This window comes from Rhodococcus sp. NPDC060084, assembly GCF_042730335.1.
GTDB lineage: Bacteria > Actinomycetota > Actinomycetes > Mycobacteriales > Mycobacteriaceae > Rhodococcus.
Genome location: NZ_JBHWWX010000013.1, coordinates 79,681 through 105,725 on the forward strand (window position 1 = coordinate 79,681; position 26,045 = coordinate 105,725).

Here is a 26,045-nt window from a genome sequence, read left to right on the forward strand (position 1 = left end):
CGGGACGGAAACCCCGTGCGCCGGTTACCACACCCAGAGTAGTTCCCCGGTTTCACCGCGCTGCGGCCGGAATGCAGAAACCCCGTGTTGCTACCAGGTCGGGGGTCAGGCAGCAACACGGGGTCGACCGGTCTATCGCTGTGCTCGCCGAGGCGTTACAGACCTACCGGGTTTTTTTGTTCGGTGTGGTCTACGCCTCGAGAATTGCGGTCACGCCCTGGCCGCCGGCAGCACAGATGGAGATGAGGCCGCGGACCGGCTGTCCGGTCTCCTGCTTCTTTTCGTGCAGCATCTTGGCGAGCGCCGCCACGATGCGCCCCCCGGTCGCCGCGAACGGATGCCCGGCCGCGAGTGAAGAACCGTTGACGTTGAGCTTGCTGCGGTCGATCGATCCGAGCGGTGCGTCGAGTCCGAGCTTGCCCTTGCAGTAATCCTCCGACTCGAATGCCTGCAGCGTGGCGAGCACCACGGATGCGAATGCCTCGTGGATCTCGTAGAAGTCGAAATCCTGCAAGGTCAGCCCGTTGCGCTGCAGCAGACGCGGAATCGCATAGGTGGGGGCCATGAGCAGCCCGTCGCCGCCGTGGATGTAGTCGACCGCAGCCGTCTCGGAGTCCACCAGGTACGCGAGGACCGGAAGCTTCCGTTCCGCCGCCCACTCCTCGCTGGACAGCAGCGCCGCGGAGGCGCCGTCGGTGAGAGGAGTGGAGTTGCCCGCCGTCATGGTGGCGTCGCCGAGCTTCTTGCCGAACACCGGCTCGAGCGTCGACAGCTTCTCGACCGACGAATCGGGCCGCAGGTTGTCGTCGCGGGTGAGGCCGAGGAACGGGGTGACGAGATCGTCGAAGAATCCGCGATCGTAGGCCGCGGCCATGTTGCGGTGGCTCGCGACGGCCAGTTCGTCCTGATCTTCGCGCCGGATTCCGAATTCCTTGGCGGTGATCGCGGCGTGCTCACCCATCGACAGACCGGTGCGGGGTTCGCCGTTGCGGGGGATCTCGATGCCGAGCATCGACGGACGTACGTTGCCGAGCAGCTTGGCGCGAGCTCCGGTGCCGCGTGCCCGGTTCAGCGAGAGCAGGAATTCGCGGAGTTCGTTGCTCACGGCGATGGGTGCGTCGGAGGTGGTGTCGACGCCACCGCCGATGCCGGCCTCGATGCGGCCCGCCGCGATCGCGTCTCCCACCGAGATGATCGACTGCAGGCCCGTGCCGCAGGCCTGCTGGAGGTCCCATGCGGGCGTGTACGGGCTGAGTGCGCTGCCCAGGACCGACTCCCGGACGAGGTTGAAATCTCGGCTGTGTTTGAGAACGGCGCCACCGACGACGGCGCCGAGGCGTTCGCCCTGGAGGTTGAAGCGACCGACGAGACCGTCGAGTGTCGCGGTGAACATGTCCTGGTTCGATGCGCGCGCGTACTTGCGGTCGGACCGTGCGAACGGGATCCGGTTGCCCCCGAGGACGGCGACACGGCGCTGTTGCGTGGAACGGGCTTTGGTGGTCACTGGTGTCTCCCGGATTCAGATGGACTCGAATTCTGGTTACTATTCTTACTCACGGGTAAGTTTGTTGTCGACCACTGCATCGACGACCGAAAAGAAGAAGGTGGAACCGTGGCAGAAGCCAAGGGCGCTCCGAAGCTCTACGCCCAGCTCATCTCGTCCGCACCCGGATCTTTCCTCGCCAAGCAGTTCGGCCTGCCGCAGCCGGAGAAGCTCAGGCGTTACCAGCCCGGCGAACCCGCACTCCCCGGGCCTCTCCTCGTCGGCGGCAACGGCCGGCTGGTCGAGCCGATCCGGTCGCTGCTGAGCGACTACCCGATCGCCGACCCCGCCGACACCTCGTTCGGCGGACTCGTCTTCGACGCTACGGGCATCACCGACTCCGCGGGCCTCGAACAGCTCTTCACCTTCTTCCAGCCCGCGATCCGAAACCTGGCCCCGAGCGGGCGCGTCGTCGTTCTCGGCACCACACCCGAGGACGCGTCGTCGGTAGACGAACGCATCGCGCAGCGCGCGCTCGAAGGATTCACCCGCAGCCTCGCGAAAGAGCTTCGCCGCGGTGCGACCGCCCAACTCGTCTACGTCTCGCCCAAGGCGTCGACCGGACTGTCCGGCGCCGAATCGACCCTGCGGTTCCTGCTCTCGGCGAAATCCGCCTTCGTCGACGGTCAGGTCATCCGCATCGGAGACGGCGACGCGACCGCTCCGGCGTCGTGGGACAAGCCCCTCGCCGGAAAGGTCGCCGTCGTCACCGGTGCGGCGCGCGGCATCGGCGCCACCATCGCGGAGGTCCTTGCGCGCGACGGCGCCACGGTTGTCGCGGCAGACGTCCCCGCGGCCGGGGAAGCACTCGCGCAGACCGCCAACAAGGTCGGCGGCACTGCGCTCGCCCTCGACGTGACCGCGCCCGACGCAGGCGACAAGCTCGCGGCGCACCTTCTCGAACGCCACGGCGGAGCGGACATCATCGTGCACAACGCGGGCATCACCCGCGACAAGCTGCTCGCGAACATGGACGACGCCCGGTGGAACGCCGTCATAGGCGTCAATCTCGTTGCACCCCAGAAGATCACCGATGTCCTGGTCGAGAAGGGCGCGCTCAAGGAGGGCGGCCGCGTCGTGGATGTCTCCTCGATCGCGGGGATCGCCGGCAATCGTGGCCAGACCAACTACGGTGCGTCCAAAGCCGGGGTCATCGGACTGGTCCAGGCCACCGCTCCGGTCCTCGCCGAGAAGAACATCACGATCAACGCCGTCGCCCCGGGCTTCATCGAGACCGCGATGACCGCGGCCATCCCGGTCGCGACCCGCGAAGGCGGACGACTGATGAGTTCGTTGCAGCAGGGTGGCGAGACGGTCGACGTCGCGGAAACCGTGGCGTGGTTCGCGAGCCCCGCGTCGAGCGCCGTGACCGGCCAGGTCGTCCGCGTGTGCGGTCAGTCCATGCTGGGGGCCTGATGGCGGTCATCGAACTCGATTCGAGCCCTTCGGTTCTCGGCGTCTACGGCCGTGCTGTGCTGTCGGCACTTCCGGTCGTGGGAGCCAAGGGCGACACGCTGCCCGACGACACGCTCGTCCTTCGTGGTCTGCGCGTGGATCCGGACAACCTCGCCGAGTACACCAAGGTGTGCGGGCTGACGTTCGGCGACACCCTGCCGCTCACCTACCCGTTCATGCTCACCTTCCCGGTGGTCATGAAACTCATGGTGTCCAAAGGGTTTCCGTTCGCAGCCGTCGGCTCGGTACACGCCGAGAACGTGATCGAACAGTACCGGCCCATCTCCGTCACCGAACCGCTCGACGTGCGGGTACACGCGGAGAACATGCGCGAACACCGCAAGGGTCTGCTGGTCGACGTGGTGAGCGAGGTCGCGGTCGGCAGGGAACCGGTGTGGCGCCAGACCTCCACGTTCCTTCATCAGCAACGGACTTCACTGTCGGGGCAGCCCAGGAAGGACCCACCGGAGGTGGAAATTCCGCCGGTCCCGACTTCCACACTGAGGGTGGATCAGAAGGTCATCTCCCGGTATGCTGCGGTATCCGGAGACCGGAATCCGATCCACGTTTCGACCCTGGGCGCCAAGGCCTTCGGCTTCCCGAAGACCATCGCCCACGGAATGTGGAGTGCGGCGGCAGCATTACGCGCCGTCGAGGGCAAGGTCCCCGGAGCAGTGACCTACGCGGTGAAATTCGGTAAACCGGTACTTCTTCCGGCGACCGTGAATCTCTACGCGCGGCGCGACGCCGACGGCTGGGATATCTCGCTTCGCCATCCGAAGAAGCTCTACCCACACCTCACCGCAACACTGCGCTGACGATCGGAGGGCAGGTTCCGGGACGCGATGGGGGCGTCCCGGCACCTGCCCTCCGACATCCGGCGGTGTTTCAGCCCGGCGGATCCGAGCGTTTTCTGCCCGCGAGACCGCGCCATGCCAGGTTGTCGAGGAGTTCGGCGGCCTTCGCGACGTCGATCTCGCCCCCCGCGATCCGGTCGGCTACCGCTTCTCCCGCACCGACCAGCGCGACAGCCATGATCGTGAAGTCCGTCCCCGGTTCGGGGTCCCGGGTGCTCGACTCGAGCAGATGTGCGGTGAGTTCGATGAGCCGATCCCGGCTGCCCCGCACCTGTCCTGCGAAGACCTGTTGCGCAAGCGCCTGGCGGTAGAGCACCATCCACGAACTGCGGTGCTGGTCGACGAAGCCGAGGAACGACTCGAGCGCGACCCGCAGTTGCTCACGCGGCGACAGCGACGGATCGCCGGCCGGGGTGAGTGCTTCGACGAAACGCTGCCCCTCGCGGCTGATGCACGCGGCGAACAACTCGTCCTTCGAGCCGTAATAGAGGTAGAGCATCGGTTTCGAGATCGATGCCCGTGCTGCGATCGCATCCATGGAGGTGTCGTGGAAACCGTTCTCGGAGAAAACGTCCACCGCGGCATCGAGCATCTGCTGCTCCCGCACCGCGCGCGGCAATCGTTTGGTTCCGCCGGCCATCGACCCTCCCCACCTCCTCGAATCGGTTTCTTACTCTACGGTAGGGAAGTCTGCGCACAGGCGCGAACATGCGTATCAGCAGTCCAGGGCGCCCTTGGCCCGAGCGACCGTACGGACGGCGTCGTCCACCCGCGACTGCGGCAGTTCCCCCGCCGCCACGGCGTCCTCGAGGTGGTCGAGGACCTCGGGGACCTCGTCCGTGGTCAGCCACAGCGCCTGGTCGACGCCGGCCACCAGCGCAGCCTCGACCGCTTCGGTGATGTCGTAGGTGTCGGTGATCGCCCGCATCCCCGACAGATCGTCGGTGAAGATCACCCCGTCGAACTCGGGTGCTCCGTACGAGCCCGACCGCAACAGCTCCACCGCTTCCGGGCTGATGCTGGCCGGCAACCCGCCCGTCAGTCCCGGAACATCGAGGTGCCCGAGCATGACGGCGACATCGGGCGCGACCAGTGCCCGGTAGGGCACGAGATCGCTCTGCTCCAGCTGCTCGAGCGGCGGAGCAGTGACAGCACCGGTGTGCGAATCCCCCGACGCCGACCCGTGGCCCGGGAAATGCTTGAGCACCGGCATGATGCCCGCATCGCGGAGACCCTGCGCGTAGGCGCCGGCGTACTCGACGACCACCTGCGGGTCGGACGAATACGAACGGTCGCCGATGACCGAGTCGTCGGGCTGACTGCTCACGTCGACGTCGGGAGCGAAGTTGACGGTGATACCGAGCTCGCGCAGCTCCCGTCCACGCTCGAGTGCCATCTGATAGGTCTGCTCGACCGTCATGGTCTCGGCGGTGACGCGCGCCGACGGATCGGTGCCGAGCAGTGCCCCGACACGCGACACCCGTCCGCCCTCCTCGTCGATGGTGACCATCAACGGCAGCGTGCTCTGCGCCGCGACACCCTGAACCTGCCGTTCGGCGAGCATTGCGGGGTCGGTCCAGCTACCGATGAAGATGCCGCCGATCTGTTCGGACTGCACCGCCGCACGTGCGTCGTCCGCTCCGGTGACTCCCACATTGAGCAACTGCGCAAGCTTCTGCCTGCCCGTGAGCGAGGCGAGCAGATCGTCGCCGCACGCCGGTGGCGCAGCTGGAAGGGCCTCCGCGGACGAGGTGGCGGTCCTCGACTCGGACGTCGCGGTGTCATCCGTTCCGCTGGTGGTCGAGACATCGGAGGTGTCGTTCGCGCCGCATCCCGCGGCTGCGAGTGCAGCGGTGAGAACGACGGCGAGCGTGTGGCGGGTCCGCATCGTTCCGACGGTAGCGGACCGCCGCGACGAACCCTCCCGCAGCCGGTCGTCGCACGCTAAGGTGCACCCGAGCATTCGTGCCGCATCCCGCAGTCGTAGAGGCCTTCCCGGGCAGACCCGGACTCCACTCGACCCCGTATCACTCGACACAGGAGGTGCCCGGTGGCCGCAGATCTGATCCTGATCGCCTACGACGGGTCCGAGAATTCCAAGCGCGCCGTGCAGTACGCGGGGCGGTTCCTCGAGTCGTGCCGAGCGGTGGTCGTCACAGCCTGGGAGCCGATGGTGCGGCAGGCGGCGCGCATGTCGGGACTCTCCGGCGTCATGCAACCGGAATGGGTTCCGGACGAGGACCGTGAGGACATCGCGCTGACCGATGCGAAGGTCACCAACGACGAAGGACTCGCACTCGCCAACTCCCTCGGGCTGCAGGCCGAGGGACGCACCGTCGAGGTGGTCAACGCGGTGTGGGCTGCCATCGTCGAAGCGGCGGACGAACTCGACGTCGACATCATCGTCGCGGGCACGCGTGGCACCACGGGCCTGCGCTCGCTGCTGCAGTCTTCGGTGGCCGACCACGTCCTGCGCCACAGTCACCGTCCCGTGCTGATCGTGCCACCTGGACGCTGAGCGCGGCGCGCGCAGGAATATCGTCGAATCACCATGGACGGTTTTCTGCTTTCCCGCGCCGATCGCACCGTGCACGCCACCGGCACGCGTCGTCTCTTCGACGATGTCGCGTCCGCGTCTCGCGCCCTGCACCGCGGAGACGCCGACATCGTCGTCGGCGCCCTGCCGTTCGACCCGACACGACCGGTTGCGCTGGCCCAGCCGGAACACACCGACGTCACCGACGGACCGTGGGCCGCGCCGGACGACCTCCCCGACCTTCCGGACGTCTACCGGACCACCGAGCTTCCGCTGCCGCGCGTGCATGTCGCGCGGGTCCGCGCACTGGTGGAACGGCTCGAACTCGGCGAATTCGACAAGGTCGTGGCGGCCAGGAGGGTCGCCCTCGAGGCCGACGCACCCATCGACCCGCTCACCCTCGCCACCCGCATGATCGAGCGGCATCCCGACGCGGCGACGTTCGCGGTCGATCTCAGTGCGGCGGGTGAACGATTCTGGGGACACACCTTGGTCGGTGCGAGCCCCGAATTGCTCGTCAGCCGCCGGGGGGACACCGTCACGTGCCGGCCACTCGCCGGGACGGCGGCGCGGTGCGACGACCCCGACGACGACCGCCGCGCCGGCAAGGAACTGCTGGGGTCGGCGAAGAACCTGGCCGAGCACGGGTACGTCGTCGAGTGGATCCGTGCCCGTCTCGCGCCGCTGTGCCGCGACCTGCAGATCCCCGAAACCCCCGAGCTCACCTCCACGCCGGATGTGTGGCACCTGGCCACCCCCATCACCGGGACGCTGCGCGACCCGGAGACGGACGCGCTCACCCTCGCGGCCGCATTGCACCCCACCCCCGCCGTGGCCGGTACGCCCACCGAAGCAGCCATGGACGCCATCGCGCGGGTCGAGGGCGACCGCAGGTTCTACGGCGGCGCGGTCGGCTGGTGCGACGCCGACGGTGACGGCGACTGGTTCGTCGCGATCCGCTGCGCCGAGCTGAGTTCGGACTGCCGGCGGGCGGTCGCGTGGGCAGGCGGGGGGATCGTCGCCGATTCCGATCCGCACGCGGAACTCGACGAAACCACCGCGAAGCTGCGCACGCTGCTGGGTTCGCTCGGCGTCTAGATCCTTCTCGGGGTGCAGGCGGTCGGACATCGCGCGCCGGGGTGATAGTTTGGCGCGAGCAATATGACATGCGTTACGAACGATGGGGAGATTGGTATGGCGAAGTTCCTGGGTCCGGGCCTGGGCAGCGCGGTAATCGGTGCTGTTCTCGGCGTCGTCGCGGTGTTCGGAGTTACTGCTGCAGTGCAGGAGAACACGCGTCCCCAGATCGACCGCAGCGGAAACGCCGAGTCCTCCCTCCTGAACCAGGTTGAGTACGGCAGCCGCTGACGGCTCCGGCAACGCTTCGAGTTCACTCACGTACCGAGGCGCGACGGACACTCCGTCCGCCGAACCCCTGTCCCGCCGGTGGCTGTTCGGCGCCACCGTGGTGGCAGTGCTGTTGTCGTTCGCTCAGGTTCCAGGCCTGGTCGTCGCCGACACGAAGTACGACCTGACACAGAACCCTCTCGGATTCCTCGCGCGCGCCGCTCACCAGTGGAGTAGCACCGCACCGCTGGGACAGGTACAAAACCAGGCGTACGGCTACTTCTTTCCTCACGGCACGTTCTTCGCCGCCGGGCAGCTGCTGCACATCCCGCCGTGGATCACGCAGCGTGCCTGGTGGGCGGTGCTGCTCGTCGTCGGGTTCTGGGGAATCGTGCGGCTCGCCGAGGCCCTCGGAGTCGGGAACCGCGGTTCCCGCGTTGTCGCGGCGGCCGTGTTCGTTCTCTCCCCCCGCGTTCTGACCACGCTCGGATCCATCTCGTCCGAAGCGCATCCGATGATGCTCGCCCCGTGGGTGCTCCTGCCGGTGGTGCGGTATCTGAGCACTCGGTACGTGGGTTCGCCGCGCAGGCTCGCGGCGCAATCGGCCGCGGCAGTCGCGCTCATGGGTGCGATCAATGCCGTCGCGACGGCCGCTGCATGCCTGATCGCAGCGTTGTGGTGGGCCGCGCACAAGCCCAACCGCCGATGGTGGCGGTTCACGGCGTGGTGGATACCGCTGTGCCTCGTCGCCGTGACGTGGTGGATGGTGCCGCTGCTCCTGCTCGGCCGCGTCAGCCCGCCGTTCCTCGACTTCATCGAATCGTCGGGTGTGACCACCCAGTGGACATCGCTCGCGGAAGTTCTTCGCGGAACGAGCAGCTGGACGCCGTTCGTCTCACCCGAACGCATCGCCGGCGCCGTACTGGTCACACAGCCCGCCGCCGTGCTCGTCACCGGTGCGATCGCCGCCGCCGGACTGGCCGGGCTCGCGATGCGCTCGATGCCGGCACGTGGCCGGCTCACGCTGATCCTGTTCGTCGGAATCGCGGGCCTCGGCGCCGGATATGCCGGGGAGCTCGGATCGCCGGTCGCCGATCAGGTGCGCGCGTTCCTCGACTCCACGGGCGCGCCGTTGCGCAACGTGCACAAACTGGAACCGCTGGTGCGGCTGCCGCTCGTGCTCGGTCTCGCGCACCTGCTGCGCCGGGTTCCGCTTCCCGGTTCGGTGCCGTGGGCGCGCACCCGGACGGCGTTCGCCCACCCCGAACGCAACCCGATGGTCGCGTGCGCCACGCTCATCCTTGTCGCCCTCACCCTCGCCACGTCGCTGGCGTGGACAGGGAAGCTCGCGCCGCGCGGCGCCTACGACGAGGTTCCGGACTACTGGCACGCCACCGCCGCATGGCTCGACGAGCACACCGACGAACGCGGCGAACGTGCTCTGATCGTGCCCGGGGCACCGTTCGGCAGCCAGATCTGGGGACTGACGCGCGACGAGCCGCTGCAGGCGCTCGCAACCACGCCGTGGGCGTCGCGCGACGCCGTGCCCCTCGTCCCGCCCGGAGCGATCCGCGCCCTCGATTCGGTGCAACGGCAGATCGCGGACGGCCGCCCGTCGCCGGGACTCGCCGCAACCCTGCGTGGCCAGGGCATCGGGTTCCTCGTGGTGCGCAACGACCTCGATCCCGAGACGTCCCCGTCCGCGCGACCCGCACTCGTCCATCGAGCCCTCGACGAGTCGCCCGGGATCGAGCGCGTCGCCCGGTTCGGCAACGACATCGTGTCGGCGAGCGCCGACGGGTTCGTGACCGACGCGGACCTGCGGCCGGCATATCCCGCAGTCGAGATCTACAAGGTCGCGGCTACCGAATCGACACCCATCGGGCCGTACATGGTGGACGCGGCCGATGTGCCCGTCGTCCAGGGCGGTCCCGAATCGCTGCTCAACCTCCGCGCGGGAGACCCGGATCTGGCCGGGCCCACGCTTCTCTCCGCCGACGCTGCCCGCACGGGGCTGCCCGTCGACGAGGCCACCGTCACCGACACCCCCACCGACCGGGAAACCGACTACGGCCAGGTCGATCACCACTCGTCGGCGATTCGTGCCGCGGACGACCCACGCCGCACCCGCAACGCGGTACCCGACTATCCGGTGCCCGGCGCCGAACTCGTCCGTGCCGAATGGGAAGGCGCACGGATCACCGTGTCGAGCGCGGCGTCGGACGCCACGCAACTCGGAGGCACCGCGGTGGGCAGCGGGCCCGCAGCCGTCGTCGACGGAGATCCCACCACCGGGTGGCACAGCAACGGCCTCGAATCCGCCGTCGGACAGTGGTTGCAACTCGATCTCGACACCCCGGTCCACTCGGGCATGCTGCAACTGACCACCAGTTCCGGTGCGCTCGGCGATCCCGTCCGGTGGCTCGAAGTGACCACCGAGCGGGGCAGTACCGCCGTGCGGGTCGAGGAGCCCGGCCGCCCTCAGACCGTCGCGTTGCCGCTCGGTACCACGTCGTGGATCCGCATCACCTCGACCCACACCGAAAGTGGTTCGCGCGGAAACCAATTCGGGATCGCGGAACTTGCGGTCGACGAATTCACCGACGGCCGCAACCCCGAGCGCCTCGACATCCGGCGCCGCATCGTCGTTCCGGGACCCGCGGAGGGTGTCACGGTGCGCGGCTGGGATCTCGGACAGGAATTCCCCGGACGCGGCAGTTGCGTCGACACCCCGGACCGGGTGCGCTGCGCGCGGGGACTCGCGACGTCGACGGAAGAACCCAACCTCTTCACACGCACGCTCGAGGTGCCTGCCGCGACCGTCGTCGAACCGGACCTGTGGCTGCGCGTGCGCCCCGGGCCCGCACTCGACGATGTCATCGACCGCACCGATCGCGTCGTCGCCCGCGGTGACGCGGAAGTCGTGGATCTGCAGGGGTCGGCGTTCGCCGCCACCGACGGGGACCCGCGCACATCGTGGGCGGCCGACGAACGCTCCCTCGCACCCGGCGGACCCCGCCCGACGCTGACGCTGGAACTGCCGTCACCGCAACGGGTCACCGGCCTCGACATCGCGACGTCGCTGGGAGTGCTGCCCGTCGCGCCACGCGCGATCGCGGTGAACCTCGGGAACGGTCCACAGGTACGTGAGCTGAGCGAAGGCACCACCACACTGGACCTCGCTCCGCATGTCACCGACCGGATCACGCTGACCGTTCTCCGCTGGGACGACGTCCTCGACCGCACGGTGCTGGGATTCTCGAAGCTTGCGCCCCCGGGTATCGCCGAGGTGACCGTCCGCGGTGACGACGGCCCGATCGGTGCGCAGGACCGGATCTACGACCGGGAGGTGACGGTCGGCTGCGACGACGGCCCGGTGGTCACCGTCGACGGGCAGCCCTACCGCACGTCGGTGACGGCGAGCGTTGCCGATCTCGCCGCCGGGGCCGAAGTGCCGGCGACGCTCTGCGATACCGATGCGGTGGGCATGAACGCCGGTCGCGTCGACGTCGACGTGTCGCCGGGAACCCCGTTCATCGTGTCCCGCCTGCAACTGACGGTGCCGGGCGCCGACGCCCCGGCCGTGTCCCCGGTGGAGTTGGAGACCGGCGCCTGGTCCGCGAACCTGCGGGAGCTCACCGTGCCCGCGAGCGACGAGGACCGGCTCGTCGTGATCCCGGAAAGCACCAACATCGGCTGGGTGGCGAGCAGCAGCACCGACGGTCTCGAGCCCACCCCTGTCGTCGTCGACGGCTGGCAGCAGGGGTGGATACTGCCCGCCGGACCGGACAGCACACTGACGCTCGAGTTCACGACCGACCGCTGGTACCGGGTGGGGATCTTCGGTGGACTGGCGCTGCTGGTGCCGCTGTTCGCGCTGGCCCTGTGGCCGCTCTCGCGTCGGCGCGCCTCCGATCCCGGTCCCGCACCGCGCACATGGCGGTCGCCGGTCGCCGGACTGGCCGGTGTCCTCGCCGCTGCCGTCGTCGTGGCCGGCGGTGCAGGTGCCGTCGTCGCGGTCCTCGGCACCCTGGGACTCGTCACCGCGACCCGACGCTGGGGTCGGCGAGCCGCATCGCGTCTGCTCGTGGGAACTGCCGGCGGTGCCACCGTGCTCGCGATGGCCCTGTTGTCCACCGGGCCGTGGCGCTCACCCGACGGCTACGTCGGGCACTCGTACCTGATTCAGCTCGCGGCGCTGGTGGGACTCGTCGCGGTGGGGCTCGCCGCCCTGCCCTTGCGAGAGCGGTCCCAACGCTGGAAGGCCTCACGCGCGGGCACCTCCACGAGCGCGTAACTGGCCGACGCGATCGCAACGCTGAGCACGAAGGTCACGGCCAGCACCGGCCAGAAATGCCCCTGGAACGGTGCGATCCCGAAGACGGGGAAGATGATCGCCATCACCGCGAGATGCCAGATGAACAAGCCGTAGGACCAGCGCCCCACCGCGAGCGCCGGCGCGCTCGCGAGGAATCCGTGGTGCTCGCGCGGGGCGAGGACCAGCGGAGCGAGCAGCGCGAAACTCATGATCGCGCCCAGCACGATCTTGTTGCTGTACTCCCACGGTTCGAGGTCGGTGAGCGTCTTCGGTCCGGCAAGCGGAGTCGTCGCCAGACCGAATGTGACCGCCGCGATCCCCAGCATCAGGTACCGGCGCTCCGCGATCCGGTGCACCCAGGTCCTGGGACCGGTCACCAATTCGGCGAGCACTATTCCGGCGGCGAACCAGGGCAGATACCCCGGCAGCCAGTTCTCGTGATTGATGTGCTCGGGAGTCGGTATCGGCAACCACACCCACAGCAGCGAGAGCACGCTCACTCCGAGCAGGAGCGGAATCCGGATCCGTGCGGCCGGGCCCCGCAACCGGCAGACGGCGAGCGCCATCAGCGGCAGCGCCGCATAGAACGCGACCTCCACCGACAGGCTCCACATCTGGGTGAGCCCCTCGGTGAGGGTGAGCGGCACGAAGACCTGCGTGAACGTCAGGTTCGCCCACCACACCGTGGCTCCGCCGCCGGCGCCGGGGAGCAGCCACAGCACCAGGATCACCGCGATCCAGTAGGCGGGCAGGATGCGCGTCGCGCGCGACACCAGATACCGCCGGGCAGACGGCCGCGGGCCGAGACCGCGGGCCTCGGCTGCGTGCGGGCGCCACAGCAGAAATCCCGACAAGGCGAAGAACAGGGCGACGGCCAGGTCCAGCCGACCCCACACGCGTCCGAGCGCCGACTCGTGCACGGCACCGGTCTGGAAAGCGACGTGGGTCACCACCACGGCGACCGATGCCAGTCCGCGCATGCCCTCCAGCGCCGGGAGAAACCCGTTTACGCGGGGGCCGGAGACCCTTGTACTACTCATCGGCGACCAGTGTGCCCGCCCAGGCACACCCGCGTAAATGCGGGTTCGTCACGAGCCACGAGCAACCGAGCACCGCGGACTGTTAGTGTCTTGGCTCACGTGGCGTTCGCGGGTCGGATGCCAAGGCGATCCGTGCAGCCCTGCTGCCGGTGGGGGTACTCGATGACAACCCGTTGAGTGAGGAGAGACAGCATGGCTGAGCGTTCGAGCTCCGGCCGGATACTTGCGTTGATTCTGATAGGCCTGGGGGCGTTCCTCCTGGTAATCGCAATTCTCGTACCGACCTACACTGTCGGCAAATTGGCGACTACACCCCTCGACCTCGAGGTGACCACCGTTGCCGAGGGCACGGGTGACATCCTCAATTCCCGAGCCCTGCTCGCAGGCAATGCTCAGGTCGACAGGGACGTCCCGATCGTGGCGCAGCGTTACGTGACGGTGGAAGATCCCGCAGACGGCGACATCATGACCCTCCAGGCGGGTCAGACGGTGCGTCGCCTCGACATGCAGGGCGACACCGGACTGGTGTCGGCGACCGTCGACCGCGTCACGATCGACCGCGACACGTCGATGCCCGTGTCGTCCGAGGACTTCGCCGATCGGGTGAGCACGGTGCAGTCGACTGCCGACGCGCCGCCCACCGATCTCGGCGACCGCGACGGCCTGCAGTACAAGTTCCCGTTCGATGTCAAGCAGGAGTCGTACCCCTACTACGACATCAACGCGCGTGAGACCTTCCCCCTCGAGTTCAAGGGTGAGGAAGAGATCAACGGCATGGCGGTCTACCACTTCAGCCAGGAAGTCGGACCGATCGACCTGTCCGAGGCCGATCCCGAGGTCCCGACCTACAAGCTGAGCCTTCCCGCTTCCACGTGGGGTGTCGGTGAGGGTGACGAGCCGATCACGATGACCCGCTGGTACAACAACGTCCGCGACCTGTGGGTCGACCCCATCACGGGTGTCGTGGTCAAGGGCCAGGAAGCACAGAACCAGTACTACGCACGCGAAGCCGACACCCCCGAGGTGACGATTCTCGACGTGACACTGCCGTTCGACGAGGAAACCGTCGAGTACCAGATCGGCCAGGCCAAGGACGGACAGGATCAGCTGTCCCTGTTCGGTCGTACCGTGCCGATCATCCTCGGCATCCTCGGCGCGATCCTGCTGATCGCGGGCATCGTGCTCGGTCTCCGTGGCGGACAGAACGGTGGCCGTCGTGCCGCTGCCACCACCGGACCGTCGCCGGCCGGCCCGGCCACCACGACGGTGGGACCGGCGCACTCCGCGTCGCCGCAGCGGGACTACACCGACGACAGGACCGAGGTCATCCCGCGGAACGATCAGGGCTCGGACACGCAGCAGCGTGACTGGACCACCGATCAGACGCAGGAGATCCCGCGCACCGACCTGCGGAAGCCTCCGCAGCAGTAGGCACGCGCAGCGCAAAGAACAACGACACCGCCCCCACCGTTCACGGTGGGGGCGGTGTCGTTGTGGGTCAGGTCGTGAGTCCGCTGCCCGGGCTGGGTCCGCTGCCCGGGCTGGGTTCGCTGTCCGGGCGTGGGGCGGACGCGGCGGCGGTTCGTACGGCCAGCACTGCGACCACCGCGGCGGTCGTGGCCGCCACCCCCACCGCGACGCCGACGAACTGCTCGATCGTCGACGCCACCGTCACCATCAGGATCACCTCGACGAGAAGACCGGCCCATGCGACCAGTGCCAGGTGCGTGCGCTCGCCCGCGATCGCCGACAGCAGCGCGCCCTGCAGCACCGCCAGGCACGCTCCCTGGAGGGCGAACATCCACAGCAACGACTGCACAGGCCGGTACGCATCTCCCACGAGCAGCGGGACGAGCGGTGCACACAACGCTGCTGCCGCGACGAGCGCCGCGCCCAGCGCCACGAGCACCGTCAGCGCGGACCGCACCGCCCCCGCGGACTCCGCCGGATCGGCCATTCGTGGATAGAGCACCACACCCACAGCCTGCGGCAGCCAGAACGCCACCTTCGTCGCGACAGCACCGAGGGCATACAGGCCTGCGGACTCCGGGTCCAGCACCATCCGGGCGAGCAGCAGATCGAGTGAGGTCAGCGCGATCAGCGCGAGTTGCACCTGGGAGGCGCGCAGGATCGCACCGGCGGACGGCGTCCAGGAGGACCCCGCGTCAGCCGGATCGGTGCGCCCGACGAGGACGGACGCAAAGATCGCGGTGATGCCGGTCCCCACAGCGCCGGCGAACAGCGCCGCCCCGGGTCCGCCACCGAGCATGAGCACGACAACCGCCGGGGCGACCTTCGCGATGCCCGCTGTGGCCAGCACGACGCTGAGCGCCGCGAACCTGCCACGCCCCTGGAGAAGGCCCTGTTCGGCCGCGAGAAGGACGAGCAGGGGCGCCGTCACGAGAGATCCGAACGCACCGGCGACGCTGGTGTCGAGTGCCCACGCCACCACGGGAACGAGAACCAGCGCGGCGAGGCCCGCCCAGGCGGCGCACCGGTACCCGAGGCGCCGCAGCACCGCGACGCTGCTGCCGTGCACAGCCTCGCGCGCCACGACCGTCTGCAACGCGAGCGCGGGGACCGCCAGCACGAGTTGGGCGGCGAGCAGGCTCGCGAACTCGCCGTACCCGGCGGGGCCGAGCCATCTGCCCGCGGGCAGGTGCAGCAGGTAGGCCGCGATGTTGGCCGTCATCGCCCCGACGGTCACCATCGTCATTCCAGCGGCAGCCGACCGGCGCGTGGTCTCGGGTCGAGGCATCCGCCCATCCTCGCATCAGTGCGGACCCCGTATTCTGCCGCCATGCTGACGCCGGTGTCCTCGCGGTCGGTCGCACCGGTGTTGCCGGTGCGGTCGGTGCCGGCACTGTGGTCGCTGCTCCTGACGTTCGTCGTGCTCGGCCCGCTCCTCACCTCACCCGGTTACCTGCTCCTGCGCGACGCGGTGAGCACGCCGCGGTCTTTCCTCACCGACTCGTCTCTCGGGCTGTCCGACGCGGCAGCCCGCGCGGTCCCCCAGGATGCGCTGCTCGCGTGGGTGACCACGGTGATGGACGGTGGGGTCGCGGTGAGCGCGATCCTCGCACTGTCGGTGTGGGCGGCGGGATGGGGAGCGGCACGTCTCGTGGCCGTCGTTCTGCCGCGGGCCGGGGTGGCAGCCCAAGTGGTGGCGGCGACGGTCGCCATCTGGAATCCCTATGTGGCGGAGCGCCTGCTGCAAGGCCATTGGAGCCTGCTCGCCGGATACGCGGCGCTGCCCTGGGCGATATGCGCGGCCGTGTCGATCCGACGTCGGCAGCGTGGTGGATGGCCCGCGCTGGCGGTGTGCCTGGCAGCGGCCGGGCTGACGCCCACCGGGGTGCTGCTCGCCGCCGTGGTGACGCTCGCCGTTCTTGCCCTGCCCGGGGGCCGGAATTCGACGGTCGTGCGGGTGGCGGGGGCCGTTGCCTTCACCGTCCTTGCGTCGCTGCCGTGGCTCACCGCCACTCTCCTGGCCGGTGGAGGAACCGAAGCCGACCCGGCCGGTGTGCGTGCGTTCGCCGCGCGGGCAGAACCACTCCTCGGCACCCTCGGTTCCCTCGCGGGACTCGGCGGCATCTGGAACGGCGATGCCGTGCCGGGCTCCCGCACCACCCCGTGGGCGCTCGTCGGCACGTTGCTGCTGCTCGGCATCGTCGCGTGCGGTGTGCCGGCGCTGTGGCGACGTCGTCGTCATCCCGTGGTCGTCGCCGCCGGTGTGCTCGCCGCGGTCGCAGTGCTCGGACCGGCCCTGGCCGCGACGGGCCCTGGACTCGCTGCCGGCGAATGGTCGATGGCGAACGTGCCCGGCGTGGGGCTGCTCCGGGACACCCAGAAGTGGGTGGCGGTGGCGATGCCCGGCTACGCGCTCGCCGCAGCAGCGGGCGTCGGGGCACTACAACGTCGATTCTCCGGTCCCCCGATCTGGGCGGCAGTGGTGGTCGCGGGACTCGTCCTCGCACTGCCCGACCTCGCGTGGGGCGTCTCCGGGCAGGTCCGTCCCGTCCGCTACCCGGACGGGTGGCAGAAGGTCACCGAGTACGTGACCGCACGCGACGGCGACGTGGCCGTGCTCCCCGGTGGCATGTTCCGGATCTTCGATTTCGCCGGTCCGGCCGCCGTGCTGGATCCGGCTCCGCGCATGGTGCGCGCGGACGTGTTGCAGACCGGGACCCTGCTGGTGGCCGGGGGCACGGTGGCCGGCGAGGGGCACCGCGCGGAGGAAGTGGAACGACTCCTGCTCACCGGCGCCGGTCCCGACACGCTCGCCGCGGAGGGGGTGGGCTGGGTGCTCGTCGAGCACCGCACCCCCGGAGATCGGGGCGAGTCGCAGCGGACTCTGGCCGCGCTCGAGCCGGTCTACAGCGACGACGATCTGAGTCTCTACCGCGTGGACGGCGTGACCACGGACGCCTCTCCGCACCGTGCATCCGCCATCGCGGCACACGTGGTGTGGCTGCTGCTCTCAGCCTGCGGCGTGGTGGGCGTGCTGGTGCAGCGGTTCGCCCGTCCTCGGAAACAGTCCTGATACAGGCTGACCACGGGTGGTACCGGCAAGCACGTCGAACACTCCGTCGCCGGTCGCCTCCCACGAGAACTCCCCGGCCCGGATGCGTGCCTTCGCACCGAGTTGACGCAGGCGCCCGCGGTCCTCGAGAAGGTCGGCGACGGCATCGGTCAACTCGGCCGGGGAGTCGACGAGCAACCCGGTCACCCCGTCGATGATGGAATCGGTCAGGCCCTTCGAACTCCGGTAGCCGATGGTGGGCACACCGTGCTGGGCGGCTTCGACCACCGCCAGACCCCACCCTTCCTTGCGGGAGGGCATGACGTGGAGCCATGCGCGGGAGAGGAGTTCGTGCTTGCGATCCTCCGGGACGTGGCCGTGGAACGTCACCGCGTCCGCGATCCCGAGGTCTGCGGCGGCGTCGCGCAGATTCTGCTCCCACCATCCGCCGCCGATGACATCGAGATGCAGACCGGGGATTCGGCCGCGCAGCGCCGCGACAGCACCGAGCGCATCTTCGATCTGCTTGTGCGGTACGAGCCGCGACAGCACACACAGGCTCGGGTGCTCGGTACGGGTGTGGTCGTCGCCGGGTGCGACCCCGGCAGGTATCGCGTCGGCGCCGTTGCGCACCACCGCGATGCGCTCCCGGTCGACGCCGAGCGCGCGCAGTTCGTCGGCGGACGGCAGGGACACCGTGAGGTACTGGTTGCGGCGATGCACGCGCGGTGACAGCGACGATTCGATCCACCAGCCGAGCTTGGCCATCAGGCGTCCCGCCACGGGCCATTGCTCACGGTGGCAGTGGTGCACGAGAAGGGTGACCGGTGCGCCGGCGACAACCCGCGCGAAGAACGGGATGCCGTTCTGGGTGTCGATGACAGCGTCGGGCCGGATTCCGGCGAGCGGGCCGACACCGAACCGGCCGGCCAGGATCGCGGCCAGCGCTCGGGGGTACACCGTCAGCCGGCCACCACCGCGACTGATGTCGATACCGTCCACGCTGTCGCGGCGGCGGGCACCGGGATACGACGCGGTACGCAGCGTGACCTTGATACCGCGCGCAGCGAGCTGGGCTCCTACCTGCTCCAGGTACCGCTCACTGCCACCCCCTTGAGGGTGTCCGGTGTCACGCCAGCAGAGCAGCAGTACCTCCTGCACGCGGAGCCCCCAATATCTTGCGACGTCCCGAAGGGACCGGTGTGTGACCCGGGAGGGCCTAGGTATGACAACGAACACCCTAACGGGTACGCCGCGCCATAGGTATGGAGAGCGTCCGTCGGCCTCACACTAAGGTGTCTCGACGTGCCTTCTCCGACCGCGCCCGACTCCAGCGTGACCCGGCTCTTCGCACGACGCGCGACGTTGCGGCGGTCGGCCGGCCTGCTGAGCAGTTTCCGTTTCGAGCAGTCCGCGCCCGACAAGTTCTACGGCGGGCTCGCCCGCGACACCGTCGATCTGATCGGCGATCTGCACACCGGCGCGACCGGCACCGGGCTGGCCGGCACGACGGTCGTCGACGTCGGCGGCGGACCCGGATACTTCGCGGATGCCTTCAACGCCGTCGGGGCCCGTTATGTCCCGATCGAGCCGGACCCGTCCGAGATGCACGCGGCGGGCCTCCGGGTGGGCGGCGCGATCCGCGGGTCGGGGCTGGCGTTGCCGCTGCGGGACGGGTCGGTGGATGTGTGCTTCTCGTCGAATGTCGCGGAGCACGTCCCGGCCCCCTGGGTGATGGCCGACGAGATGTTGCGGGTGACGCGACCGGGCGGGTTGATGGTGCTGTCCTACACGTTGTGGTGGGGACCTTTCGGGGGCCACGAGACCGGGCCGTGGCACGCATTCGGCGGTGAGTACGCGGCGCGCCGGTATGCGCGCAAGCACGGCCGCGAGCCGAAGAACCGGTACGGGCAGTCCCTGTTCGAAGTGGGAGCGGCCGACGGTCTGCGCTGGGCGCGCTCGAGTACCGAAGGCACCCTGCTCGCCGCGTTCCCGCGGTATCACCCGCGGTGGGCGTGGTGGCTCGTGAAGGTGCCGTGGATCCGCGAAATCCTTGTGAGCAACCTGGTTCTCGTGATGCAACGCCGGTGACGTCCCGGTGGGTCCTGCTGCAGGCATCCCCTAGGGTCACGGTATGACCGCACTGGCACTCGACGTCGGCGGCACCAAAATTGCCGCGGCCACCGTCGCCGATGACGCGACACCTCTCGAACCGCAGTCCGTACCCGTGCCAGCCGCAGGGGTGTGGGAGACGTGCGCAGCGTTGTTGCGGGAGGTCGCCGGCACCGAACCGGTCACGGCGGTCGGGATCGCCGCGGCCGGCCCGGTCGACACCGCGCGGGGCACGGTGTTTCCCATCAACATCACCGAATGGGCGAGCGGGTTCCCGCTGGCCGATGCGGTCCGCAGTCTGTTCCCGGGTGCCCGGGTACGGCTCGCGATGGACGGAGCGGCCGCCGCGCTGGGCGAACAGCGCTTCGGCGCCGGGCGCGGCGTGGCCGACCTGCTCGGCGTCGTCGTCGGTACCGGCATCGGAGGCGGGCTGGTGCTCGGCGGCCGGATCGTCACGGGCCGCACCGGCAACGCCGGCCACATCGGGCACATGGTCTCGGCGTACGGCACCGCGGTGTGTGCGTGCGGCGGGGTCGGATGTATCGAGACCGTCGCGAGCGGGCCGGCAGCGGTGCGGTGGGCGCGGCTGCACGGCTGGGAGGGATCCGACGGCACCGCCCTCGCTGCCGACGCACAGGCAGGCAGCGGCGTGGCGGCAGCCGCACTCGAACGCGCGGGAACCGCGCTGGGGCAGGTCATCGCATCGGCGGTAGCCCTGGCCGATGTCTCGCACGTTGTGGTCGGTGGCGGATTCGCACAGTCCGGGACGCACCTGTGGCGACCGTTGCTGGCGTCGACGACGCGGCATGCCCGCCTCGGTTTCCTGCGCGAGGTGCGCGTCGTGCCCGCCGAACTCGGCGCACTGGGCACGCTGGCCGGCGCGTCGCTCCTCGCCGCAGGTCACGACTAGATAACCAAGTCCTGCGCGCGCGGGACACTGCCCTACCCTCTGACGTACCACTCTTCCAGCGGATCGATCGGCGGTACCGGGATGCGGATTGCTGAGATTTTGCGGAACAAGGGTTCGGGAGTCTGCACCGTCCCACCCGAGACGCCGATCTGTGAGCTGCTCGGAGATTTCGCCCGCTACAACATCGGGGCGATGGTCGTCGTCGAGGACGGGGCGGTGGTCGGCATCATCACCGAGCGCGACGTGGTGCGCAGTCTCAACCACCGCGGGCCGTCCATCCTCGCCGATCAGGCGCGGAACCTCATGACCACCGACGTGACGACCTGCCTGCCCACCGACACGGTGGACAGTCTCGCCGAAACCATGACCTCGAGGCGGGTGCGTCACCTACCCGTGGTCGAGGACGGCCGCCTCGTCGGCATCGTCAGCATCGGCGACGTGGTCAAGAGCCGCCTCGACGAACTCGAAGCCGAGCGCGACCAGCTCGAGTCGTACATCCACCGAGGTTGAGCCCGTTACAGGCCGGAGTCCTCGGCGGTCTCCGTCTCGTCGTCCGACGCGGTCTTGTTCGGCCTGTCGAGGACGCTCACGCTCATCCCGTACGGCAGGAACCGCACCGATCTGGTCGGATCCGTGTTGCCCTTGAGCGCACGCAGTGCGTCGAGTTCGGCGGGGTAGACCTGGTCGACGCGCACCACGCCGTCCTCGTCGCAGTTGTAGACGACCCACACACCGGCTCCGGTGTCGCCCGTCGTCTCGGGCGTGGGTGCGCTCCGAGGGGAGCGCGGCTGTTCCGGTGCGTCGAGGAACGACAGCACCCGGTCCTTGAGCTGTCGTAGCTCCTCCCCGGCTTCACGGACCACGCGGTCGAGGTCGTCCGGATCGAATCCGAAGGGGTTGTTCTCCGCCATTGTTTGTCTCCTGACCGTTGGCCCGTGACCGAGCGTCATGGCCCGTGACCGTCCGTCGCGTGACCCCAGGCACTCTCCAGTGTGGTCATCACAACGGTTTCCCGCCACCGGTCGCCCGCACTCTTTCCAAAAACCTGTAACCTGTTCTAGTGTTCGAGGTCACAGGTGGGCCGCGGGATCGTCGGCACCGAACCACGAACCTGCCTTTACATGAGCGAACAGCAACTGGTGAGGAAGCGGACATGACCGACTACGACAAGTTGTTCATCGGCGGGCATTGGGTGGAACCGTCGACCGACGAGAAGCTCGAGGTGTTCTCCCCTGCCACGGAGGAACGCGTCGGATCGGTTCCCGTCGCAGGACCCGAGGACGTCGACGCCGCAGTCGCCGCCGCTCGCCGCGCGTTCGACGACGGGCCGTGGCCCCGCATGTCCCCGGCCGAACGCGGCCAGGTCATCGCGAAGGCCGCGAAGCTGATGGAAGAACGCGCCGCCGACCTCGCGTCGCTCGTCTCGTCCGAAATGGGGCAGCCTGCCGCCTCGGTCCAGATGATGCAGATGACGCCGTCGCTCGCGACGCTCAATTACTATGCAGGACTTGCCGAGACGTTCCAGTGGACCGACGAGCGGACCGGTTCGTTCGGCCGCTCGCGTGTCACCCGTGAGCCCGTCGGCGTCGTCGGCGCCGTCATCGCCTGGAACGTGCCTTTGTTCCTGTGCGCCAACAAGCTCGGCCCCGCCCTGCTCGCGGGCTGCAGCGTGGTCCTCAAGCCCGCACCCGAATCTCCCTTGGCAGTCAACGTCGTCGCGGAGATCTTCACGGAGGCAGGGCTTCCCGAGGGTGTCCTGTCGGTGGTCCCCGGTGGCGCCGAGACCGGCGAGTACCTCGTCTCGCACCCCGATCTCGACAAGATCACCTTCACCGGTTCGACGGCCGTGGGCAAGCACATCGGCGAGATCGCCGCACGCAACCTCAAGCGGTGCTCACTCGAACTCGGCGGCAAGTCCGCGGCCATCATCCTCGAGGACGCCGATCTCGACTCCACCATCGCGATGCTCGTGATGTCGGGCCTGATGAACACCGGACAGGCATGTGTCGGCCAGACCCGGATCCTGGCGCCGCGATCCCGGTACGACGAAGTCGTCGAGAAGATCGTCGCCACCGCAGCGTTCTTCCCCGTCGGGCCGCCGTCCGACGACAGCGCACAGCTCGGCCCACTGATCTCCGCCAAGCAGCGTGAACGTGTCGAGGGGTACATCGCCAAGGGCCTCGAAGAAGGCGCGCGCCTCGTTCTCGGCGGCGGCCGCCCCGCCGGACTCGACACGGGATACTTCGTCGAGCCCACCGTCTTCGCCGACGTCGACAATTCCATGACGATCGCCCGCGAGGAGATCTTCGGACCCGTCCTGTGCGTGCTGCCCTACGACAGCGTCGACGAGGCCGTGAAGATCGCCAACGACTCCGACTACGGGCTGGCAGGGTCGGTGTACACCACCGATGTGGAGAAGGGCCTGGACATCGCGTCGCGCGTGCGCACCGGCACGTACGGAATCAACTGGTACGCATTCGATCCCGGTTCGCCCTTCGGCGGGTACAAGAACTCGGGCATCGGACGCGAGAACGGGCCGGAAGGCCTCGAGGCGTTCTGCGAGACCAAGTCTGTTCTCTACCCGCCCGGATACCAGGACTGATCCGCACAGGGTCGATCCGGACAGGATTGATCCGCGCGACACTGCGCACAGCAGAAGGGTGGCACTCGGTCGGAAGACCGGGTGCCACCCTTCTCGCTTCAGCGGAAACCGAAGCAGCAGTCAGATGTACATCGCGGGATCGATGAACGTCGTCGGATCGACGAGCGGCTCGTGCTGCCGCCGCGACCGCACGGTCGCCGGAATGCCGGTCGCGACGGAATCGGCCGGCACGTCGTGCGTGACGACGGCGTTCGCGCCGACCGCACTGTCGTCCCCGATGACGACGGGTCCGAGGATCTTCGCCCCGGCTCCGACAGTCACGCGGTTACCCAGCGTGGGGTGGCGCTTGCGCTTGACGAGCGCCCGACCCCCGAGCGTCACGCCGTGGTACAGCATGACGTCGTCGCCGATCTCCGCCGTCTCACCGATGACGACGCCCATCCCGTGATCGATGAAGAAGCGTCGCCCGATCGTCGCCCCCGGGTGGATCTCGATGCCGGTGAGAAACCGGGTGAACTGCGCGAGAACCCGAGCGGGGCCGCGCAGGGCAGGCACCGCCCACATCTTGTGGGCGATCCGGTGCGACCAGATCGCGTGCAGGCCGGAATAGACGATTGCGTTCTCCGCGTTGCTGCGCGCGGCCGGGTCCTGTCCGCGCGCAGCCTGCAGATCTTCACGAACGGTGCGGAGAATACCGAGCACGGAATCAGTCCCGGATGTGCTCGAACAGCGGGGTGGAGATGTAGCGCTCGCCGAAGTCGGGCACGACGACGACGATCAGCTTGCCGGCGTTCTCCGGGCGCTTCGCGATCTCGAGTGCAGCCCACACGTTGGCACCGGCCGAGATGCCGCCGAGGATGCCTTCCTCGGTGCCCAGACGGCGGGCGACGTCGATGGCGTCGTTGAACTTGACGTCGATGATCTCGTCGTAGATCTCGCGATCGAGAACGTCGGGCACGAAGTTCGCGCCGATGCCCTGGATCTTGTGCGGTCCGGGCTCACCGCCGGTGAGGATCGGCGAATCGGCGGGCTCGACACCGACGATCTTCACGTCGGGCTTGCGCGCCTTGAGGGTGCGGCCGACGCCCGTGAGGGTGCCGCCGGTACCGATGCCCGCGACGAAGATGTCGACGGCGCCGTCGGTGTCGTTCCAGACCTCTTCACCCGTGGTGCGCTCGTGGATCGCCGGGTTGGCGGGGTTGCCGAACTGGCGCGCGAGGATCGCGTTCTCCGTGTTCGCCACGATCTCCTCGGCCTTGGCGACCGCGCCCTTCATGCCCTCGGAACCCGGGGTGAGCACGATCTGCGCTCCGTAGGCGCGGAGCATGACGCGACGCTCGGTCGACATCGTCTCCGGCATCGTCAGGATGACGTTGTAGCCACGCGCAGCGCCCACCATGGCGAGCGCGATACCCGTGTTGCCGGACGTACCCTCGACGATCGTGCCGCCGGGCGCGAGCTCACCCGACTGCTCGGCAGCGTCGATGATCGCGACACCGATGCGGTCCTTGACGCTGTTCGCCGGGTTGTAGAACTCCAGCTTCGCGGCGACGGTCGCACCGGCGTCCTCGGTCAGCCGGTTCAGGCGCACGATCGGCGTGCGGCCGACCAGCTCGGTCACATTGTTGTAGATCCCCATTGTGGAGTCCTCCTCGTGGCCACTGCTGCGGCCGTATCGATCTAGCGTGTGGTCTATTGCACCATTCCGTCGCCGCATGCGGACGCGGAGGTCCCATCGAAGTACGAACGTATCCGCTAGTCGGCATTATTCCCGAAGGGCAAGTACGTCGTCCTGCACTGTCCGTCGACGTGAGCCGTTCCGGACGGTTTGCCCGCCCGCACACGGGTACAGCAGCAACATGACCGATCAGCAACTTCCCGTCCCCGATTACGACCAACTCGCGCCCGGCACACTTGCTCCGCGCATCCGGGCGCTGACCGAGGATCAACTGCAGGCACTCGTCGATTACGAGCGCGGCAACCAGAACCGTCCGAACTTCCTCGAGGTGCTCACCGCCCGGCTCGACGAGCTCGCCGGCGGTGCCGAGCCGACAGGCGGCGACCCTTCCCACGCGCCACCTGTCGACGGCGCCTCGGGTGGGTCGCCGGTGGACCCGTCGAGCTCACCCGACGACAACACACCGCTGCGGCACGGTGTCGCCGAGCAGACGCCGAAACGCGGCAAGCCCTGACCCGCAGTCGGCGAGCAGTACGAGTGCCCGTCGGGTTCGTTCAATACTCGCGTGGCGCTCGAGTCGACACTGGCGTGCATGACCAAGGCGATGAAACCGATTCCGGACGGCTACACCACGCTGACCCCGTTCCTTGTCGTGGAGGACGGAGCACGCGCCATCGACTACTACCGCGACACCTTCGGCGCGGTGCTCGTCGACCGTATGGACGGTCCCGACGGGACCGTGCTGCATGCGGAGCTCGACTTCGGCCACGGGCGGCTGCAACTGAGCGACCCGCATCCCGAGATGGGCCTGCGCGCACCCGACGGCACCGAGCAGGTCGACCACTCCTACGTCCTGTACTGCTCCGACGTCGATGCCACGTTCGCCCGGGCGGTCGAACTCGGCGCCCGCGTGTTCGAAGAACCGTCGACGTTCGTCACCGGAGACCGGTTCGCGTCGATCCTCGATCCTTTCGGCCACCGCTGGGCGATCATGACGCGGGTGGAAGACGTGTCTCCCGCCGAAGCCAAGCGCCGGCTCGACGAGTGGTCTGCCACGCAAGACGCCTGATACAGGGCCGGAAAGCCGGATGCCGCATGAGATCGGTCGAACCGATCTCACGCGGT

23 protein-coding genes are annotated in these 26,045 nt (G+C 68.7%); 14 read left to right on the plus strand and 9 right to left on the minus strand.

Translation table 11 applies throughout. From position 1 onward, the window contains the following. Positions 1 to 190 precede the first annotated feature (190 nt). Complete coding sequence (locus ACFWBU_RS10090; protein WP_378528170.1) at positions 191 to 1,504, minus strand: acetyl-CoA C-acetyltransferase; 1,314 nt, start codon at positions 1,502 to 1,504, stop codon at positions 191 to 193. Between the two features lie 108 nt (positions 1,505 to 1,612). On the opposite strand from ACFWBU_RS10090, the gene ACFWBU_RS10095 reads away from it, so the two are divergent. Then, entirely contained in the window at positions 1,613 to 2,959 is a 1,347-nt protein-coding gene (locus ACFWBU_RS10095; RefSeq protein WP_378528171.1) for a 3-oxoacyl-ACP reductase, read from the plus strand. Next, positions 2,959 to 3,816, plus strand: a complete 858-nt coding sequence (locus ACFWBU_RS10100) for a MaoC family dehydratase (RefSeq protein ID WP_378528172.1) — start codon at positions 2,959 to 2,961, stop codon at positions 3,814 to 3,816. The genes ACFWBU_RS10095 and ACFWBU_RS10100 overlap by 1 nt, the downstream gene beginning before the upstream one ends. 70 nt (positions 3,817 to 3,886) lie before the next feature. On the opposite strand, the gene ACFWBU_RS10105 is transcribed toward ACFWBU_RS10100, so the two are convergent. Both ACFWBU_RS10105 and ACFWBU_RS10110 read right to left on the minus strand, forming a co-directional pair. Next, entirely contained in the window at positions 3,887 to 4,495 is a 609-nt protein-coding gene (locus ACFWBU_RS10105; RefSeq protein WP_169622149.1) for a TetR/AcrR family transcriptional regulator, read from the minus strand. Positions 4,496 to 4,570: 75 nt separating this feature from the next. Beyond that, entirely contained in the window at positions 4,571 to 5,743 is a 1,173-nt protein-coding gene (locus tag ACFWBU_RS10110) for a glycoside hydrolase family 3 N-terminal domain-containing protein (protein WP_378528173.1), read from the minus strand. 162 nt (positions 5,744 to 5,905) lie between these two features. Between ACFWBU_RS10110 and ACFWBU_RS10115 the strand changes: the two genes are divergently transcribed. From ACFWBU_RS10115 to ACFWBU_RS10130, 4 genes are all read left to right on the plus strand, one after another. Beyond that, positions 5,906 to 6,373, plus strand: coding sequence for a universal stress protein (locus tag ACFWBU_RS10115; protein WP_169622147.1), 468 nt, complete (start codon positions 5,906 to 5,908; stop codon positions 6,371 to 6,373). Positions 6,374 to 6,406: 33 nt separating this feature from the next. Beyond that, entirely contained in the window at positions 6,407 to 7,489 is a 1,083-nt protein-coding gene (locus ACFWBU_RS10120; protein WP_169622146.1) for an isochorismate synthase MenF, read from the plus strand. A 96-nt stretch (positions 7,490 to 7,585) separates the two neighbouring features. Then, positions 7,586 to 7,759, plus strand: a complete 174-nt coding sequence (locus ACFWBU_RS10125; protein ID WP_169651475.1) for a DUF2613 domain-containing protein — start codon at positions 7,586 to 7,588, stop codon at positions 7,757 to 7,759. Then, positions 7,740 to 12,035, plus strand: coding sequence for an alpha-(1->3)-arabinofuranosyltransferase family protein (locus ACFWBU_RS10130; protein ID WP_378528174.1), 4,296 nt, complete (start codon positions 7,740 to 7,742; stop codon positions 12,033 to 12,035). The genes ACFWBU_RS10125 and ACFWBU_RS10130 overlap by 20 nt, the downstream gene beginning before the upstream one ends. Here the strand turns inward: ACFWBU_RS10130 and ACFWBU_RS10135 are convergent. Beyond that, positions 11,924 to 13,096, minus strand: coding sequence for an acyltransferase (locus ACFWBU_RS10135; RefSeq protein WP_169651477.1), 1,173 nt, complete (start codon positions 13,094 to 13,096; stop codon positions 11,924 to 11,926). The genes ACFWBU_RS10130 and ACFWBU_RS10135 overlap by 112 nt on opposite strands. A 192-nt stretch (positions 13,097 to 13,288) precedes the next feature. On the opposite strand from ACFWBU_RS10135, the gene ACFWBU_RS10140 reads away from it, so the two are divergent. Next, positions 13,289 to 14,527, plus strand: coding sequence for a DUF3068 domain-containing protein (locus ACFWBU_RS10140; RefSeq protein WP_169622142.1), 1,239 nt, complete (start codon positions 13,289 to 13,291; stop codon positions 14,525 to 14,527). A gap of 67 nt (positions 14,528 to 14,594) precedes the next feature. Here ACFWBU_RS10140 and ACFWBU_RS10145 read toward each other — a convergent pair whose 3' ends face one another. Further along, on the minus strand, positions 14,595 to 15,854 hold the full coding sequence (locus ACFWBU_RS10145) for a polysaccharide biosynthesis protein (RefSeq protein WP_169622141.1): 1,260 nt from the start codon (positions 15,852 to 15,854) through the stop codon (positions 14,595 to 14,597). Positions 15,855 to 15,896: 42 nt separating this feature from the next. Between ACFWBU_RS10145 and ACFWBU_RS10150 the strand changes: the two genes are divergently transcribed. Beyond that, positions 15,897 to 17,639, plus strand: a complete 1,743-nt coding sequence (locus ACFWBU_RS10150; RefSeq protein ID WP_378528175.1) for a hypothetical protein — start codon at positions 15,897 to 15,899, stop codon at positions 17,637 to 17,639. Here the strand turns inward: ACFWBU_RS10150 and ACFWBU_RS10155 are convergent. Further along, positions 17,577 to 18,779, minus strand: coding sequence for a glycosyltransferase family 4 protein (locus ACFWBU_RS10155; protein ID WP_169622140.1), 1,203 nt, complete (start codon positions 18,777 to 18,779; stop codon positions 17,577 to 17,579). The genes ACFWBU_RS10150 and ACFWBU_RS10155 overlap by 63 nt on opposite strands. A 174-nt stretch (positions 18,780 to 18,953) precedes the next feature. Here ACFWBU_RS10155 and ACFWBU_RS10160 point away from each other — a divergent pair, with 174 nt between their 5' ends. The 3 genes from ACFWBU_RS10160 to ACFWBU_RS10170 all read left to right on the plus strand — a co-directional run bounded on the left by ACFWBU_RS10160 (position 18,954) and on the right by ACFWBU_RS10170 (position 21,150). Further along, positions 18,954 to 19,709 (plus strand): class I SAM-dependent methyltransferase, encoded by a 756-nt coding sequence (locus tag ACFWBU_RS10160; protein WP_169622200.1) that lies wholly within the window; start codon positions 18,954 to 18,956, stop codon positions 19,707 to 19,709. 43 nt (positions 19,710 to 19,752) lie between these two features. Then, positions 19,753 to 20,640, plus strand: a complete 888-nt coding sequence (locus ACFWBU_RS10165) for an ROK family protein (protein ID WP_169622139.1) — start codon at positions 19,753 to 19,755, stop codon at positions 20,638 to 20,640. Positions 20,641 to 20,721: 81 nt separating this feature from the next. After that, positions 20,722 to 21,150, plus strand: coding sequence for a CBS domain-containing protein (locus ACFWBU_RS10170; RefSeq protein ID WP_169622138.1), 429 nt, complete (start codon positions 20,722 to 20,724; stop codon positions 21,148 to 21,150). Positions 21,151 to 21,155: 5 nt separating this feature from the next. Here ACFWBU_RS10170 and ACFWBU_RS10175 read toward each other — a convergent pair whose 3' ends face one another. After that, positions 21,156 to 21,551, minus strand: a complete 396-nt coding sequence (locus ACFWBU_RS10175; protein WP_169651478.1) for a hypothetical protein — start codon at positions 21,549 to 21,551, stop codon at positions 21,156 to 21,158. A gap of 242 nt (positions 21,552 to 21,793) precedes the next feature. Here ACFWBU_RS10175 and ACFWBU_RS10180 point away from each other — a divergent pair, with 242 nt between their 5' ends. Next, positions 21,794 to 23,242, plus strand: coding sequence for an aldehyde dehydrogenase (locus ACFWBU_RS10180; RefSeq protein ID WP_169622136.1), 1,449 nt, complete (start codon positions 21,794 to 21,796; stop codon positions 23,240 to 23,242). Positions 23,243 to 23,362: 120 nt separating this feature from the next. Here the strand turns inward: ACFWBU_RS10180 and epsC are convergent, their stop codons facing one another. Both epsC and cysK read right to left on the minus strand, forming a co-directional pair. Beyond that, positions 23,363 to 23,944 (minus strand): serine O-acetyltransferase EpsC, encoded by a 582-nt coding sequence (epsC, locus tag ACFWBU_RS10185; RefSeq protein WP_378528176.1) that lies wholly within the window; start codon positions 23,942 to 23,944, stop codon positions 23,363 to 23,365. A 4-nt stretch (positions 23,945 to 23,948) separates the two neighbouring features. Beyond that, a complete protein-coding gene (cysK, locus tag ACFWBU_RS10190; RefSeq protein WP_169622134.1) occupies positions 23,949 to 24,881 on the minus strand; it encodes a cysteine synthase A in 933 nt (310 codons plus the stop codon). Positions 24,882 to 25,101: 220 nt separating this feature from the next. Here cysK and ACFWBU_RS10195 point away from each other — a divergent pair, with 220 nt between their 5' ends. Then, entirely contained in the window at positions 25,102 to 25,434 is a 333-nt protein-coding gene (locus ACFWBU_RS10195; RefSeq protein WP_169622133.1) for a hypothetical protein, read from the plus strand. A gap of 78 nt (positions 25,435 to 25,512) precedes the next feature. Next, complete coding sequence (locus ACFWBU_RS10200) at positions 25,513 to 25,989, plus strand: VOC family protein (RefSeq protein WP_169622132.1); 477 nt, start codon at positions 25,513 to 25,515, stop codon at positions 25,987 to 25,989. Positions 25,990 to 26,045 lie beyond the last annotated feature (56 nt).

Coding starts and splice junctions, on each gene's coding strand:
- ACFWBU_RS10100 (WP_378528172.1), top strand. CDS start 2,959: ATGGCGGTCATCGAACTCGATTCGAGCCCTTCGGTTCTCGGCGTCTAC.
- ACFWBU_RS10105 (WP_169622149.1), bottom strand. CDS start 4,495: ATGGCCGGCGGAACCAAACGATTGCCGCGCGCGGTGCGGGAGCAGCAG.
- ACFWBU_RS10110 (WP_378528173.1), bottom strand. CDS start 5,743: ATGCGGACCCGCCACACGCTCGCCGTCGTTCTCACCGCTGCACTCGCA.
- ACFWBU_RS10120 (WP_169622146.1), top strand. CDS start 6,407: ATGGACGGTTTTCTGCTTTCCCGCGCCGATCGCACCGTGCACGCCACC.
- ACFWBU_RS10125 (WP_169651475.1), top strand. CDS start 7,586: ATGGCGAAGTTCCTGGGTCCGGGCCTGGGCAGCGCGGTAATCGGTGCT.
- ACFWBU_RS10135 (WP_169651477.1), bottom strand. CDS start 13,096: ATGAGTAGTACAAGGGTCTCCGGCCCCCGCGTAAACGGGTTTCTCCCG.
- ACFWBU_RS10140 (WP_169622142.1), top strand. CDS start 13,289: ATGGCTGAGCGTTCGAGCTCCGGCCGGATACTTGCGTTGATTCTGATA.
- ACFWBU_RS10145 (WP_169622141.1), bottom strand. CDS start 15,854: ATGCCTCGACCCGAGACCACGCGCCGGTCGGCTGCCGCTGGAATGACG.
- ACFWBU_RS10150 (WP_378528175.1), top strand. CDS start 15,897: ATGCTGACGCCGGTGTCCTCGCGGTCGGTCGCACCGGTGTTGCCGGTG.
- ACFWBU_RS10165 (WP_169622139.1), top strand. CDS start 19,753: ATGACCGCACTGGCACTCGACGTCGGCGGCACCAAAATTGCCGCGGCC.
- ACFWBU_RS10170 (WP_169622138.1), top strand. CDS start 20,722: ATGCGGATTGCTGAGATTTTGCGGAACAAGGGTTCGGGAGTCTGCACC.
- ACFWBU_RS10175 (WP_169651478.1), bottom strand. CDS start 21,551: ATGGCGGAGAACAACCCCTTCGGATTCGATCCGGACGACCTCGACCGC.
- ACFWBU_RS10180 (WP_169622136.1), top strand. CDS start 21,794: ATGACCGACTACGACAAGTTGTTCATCGGCGGGCATTGGGTGGAACCG.
- cysK (WP_169622134.1), bottom strand. CDS start 24,881: ATGGGGATCTACAACAATGTGACCGAGCTGGTCGGCCGCACGCCGATC.
- ACFWBU_RS10195 (WP_169622133.1), top strand. CDS start 25,102: ATGACCGATCAGCAACTTCCCGTCCCCGATTACGACCAACTCGCGCCC.
- ACFWBU_RS10200 (WP_169622132.1), top strand. CDS start 25,513: ATGACCAAGGCGATGAAACCGATTCCGGACGGCTACACCACGCTGACC.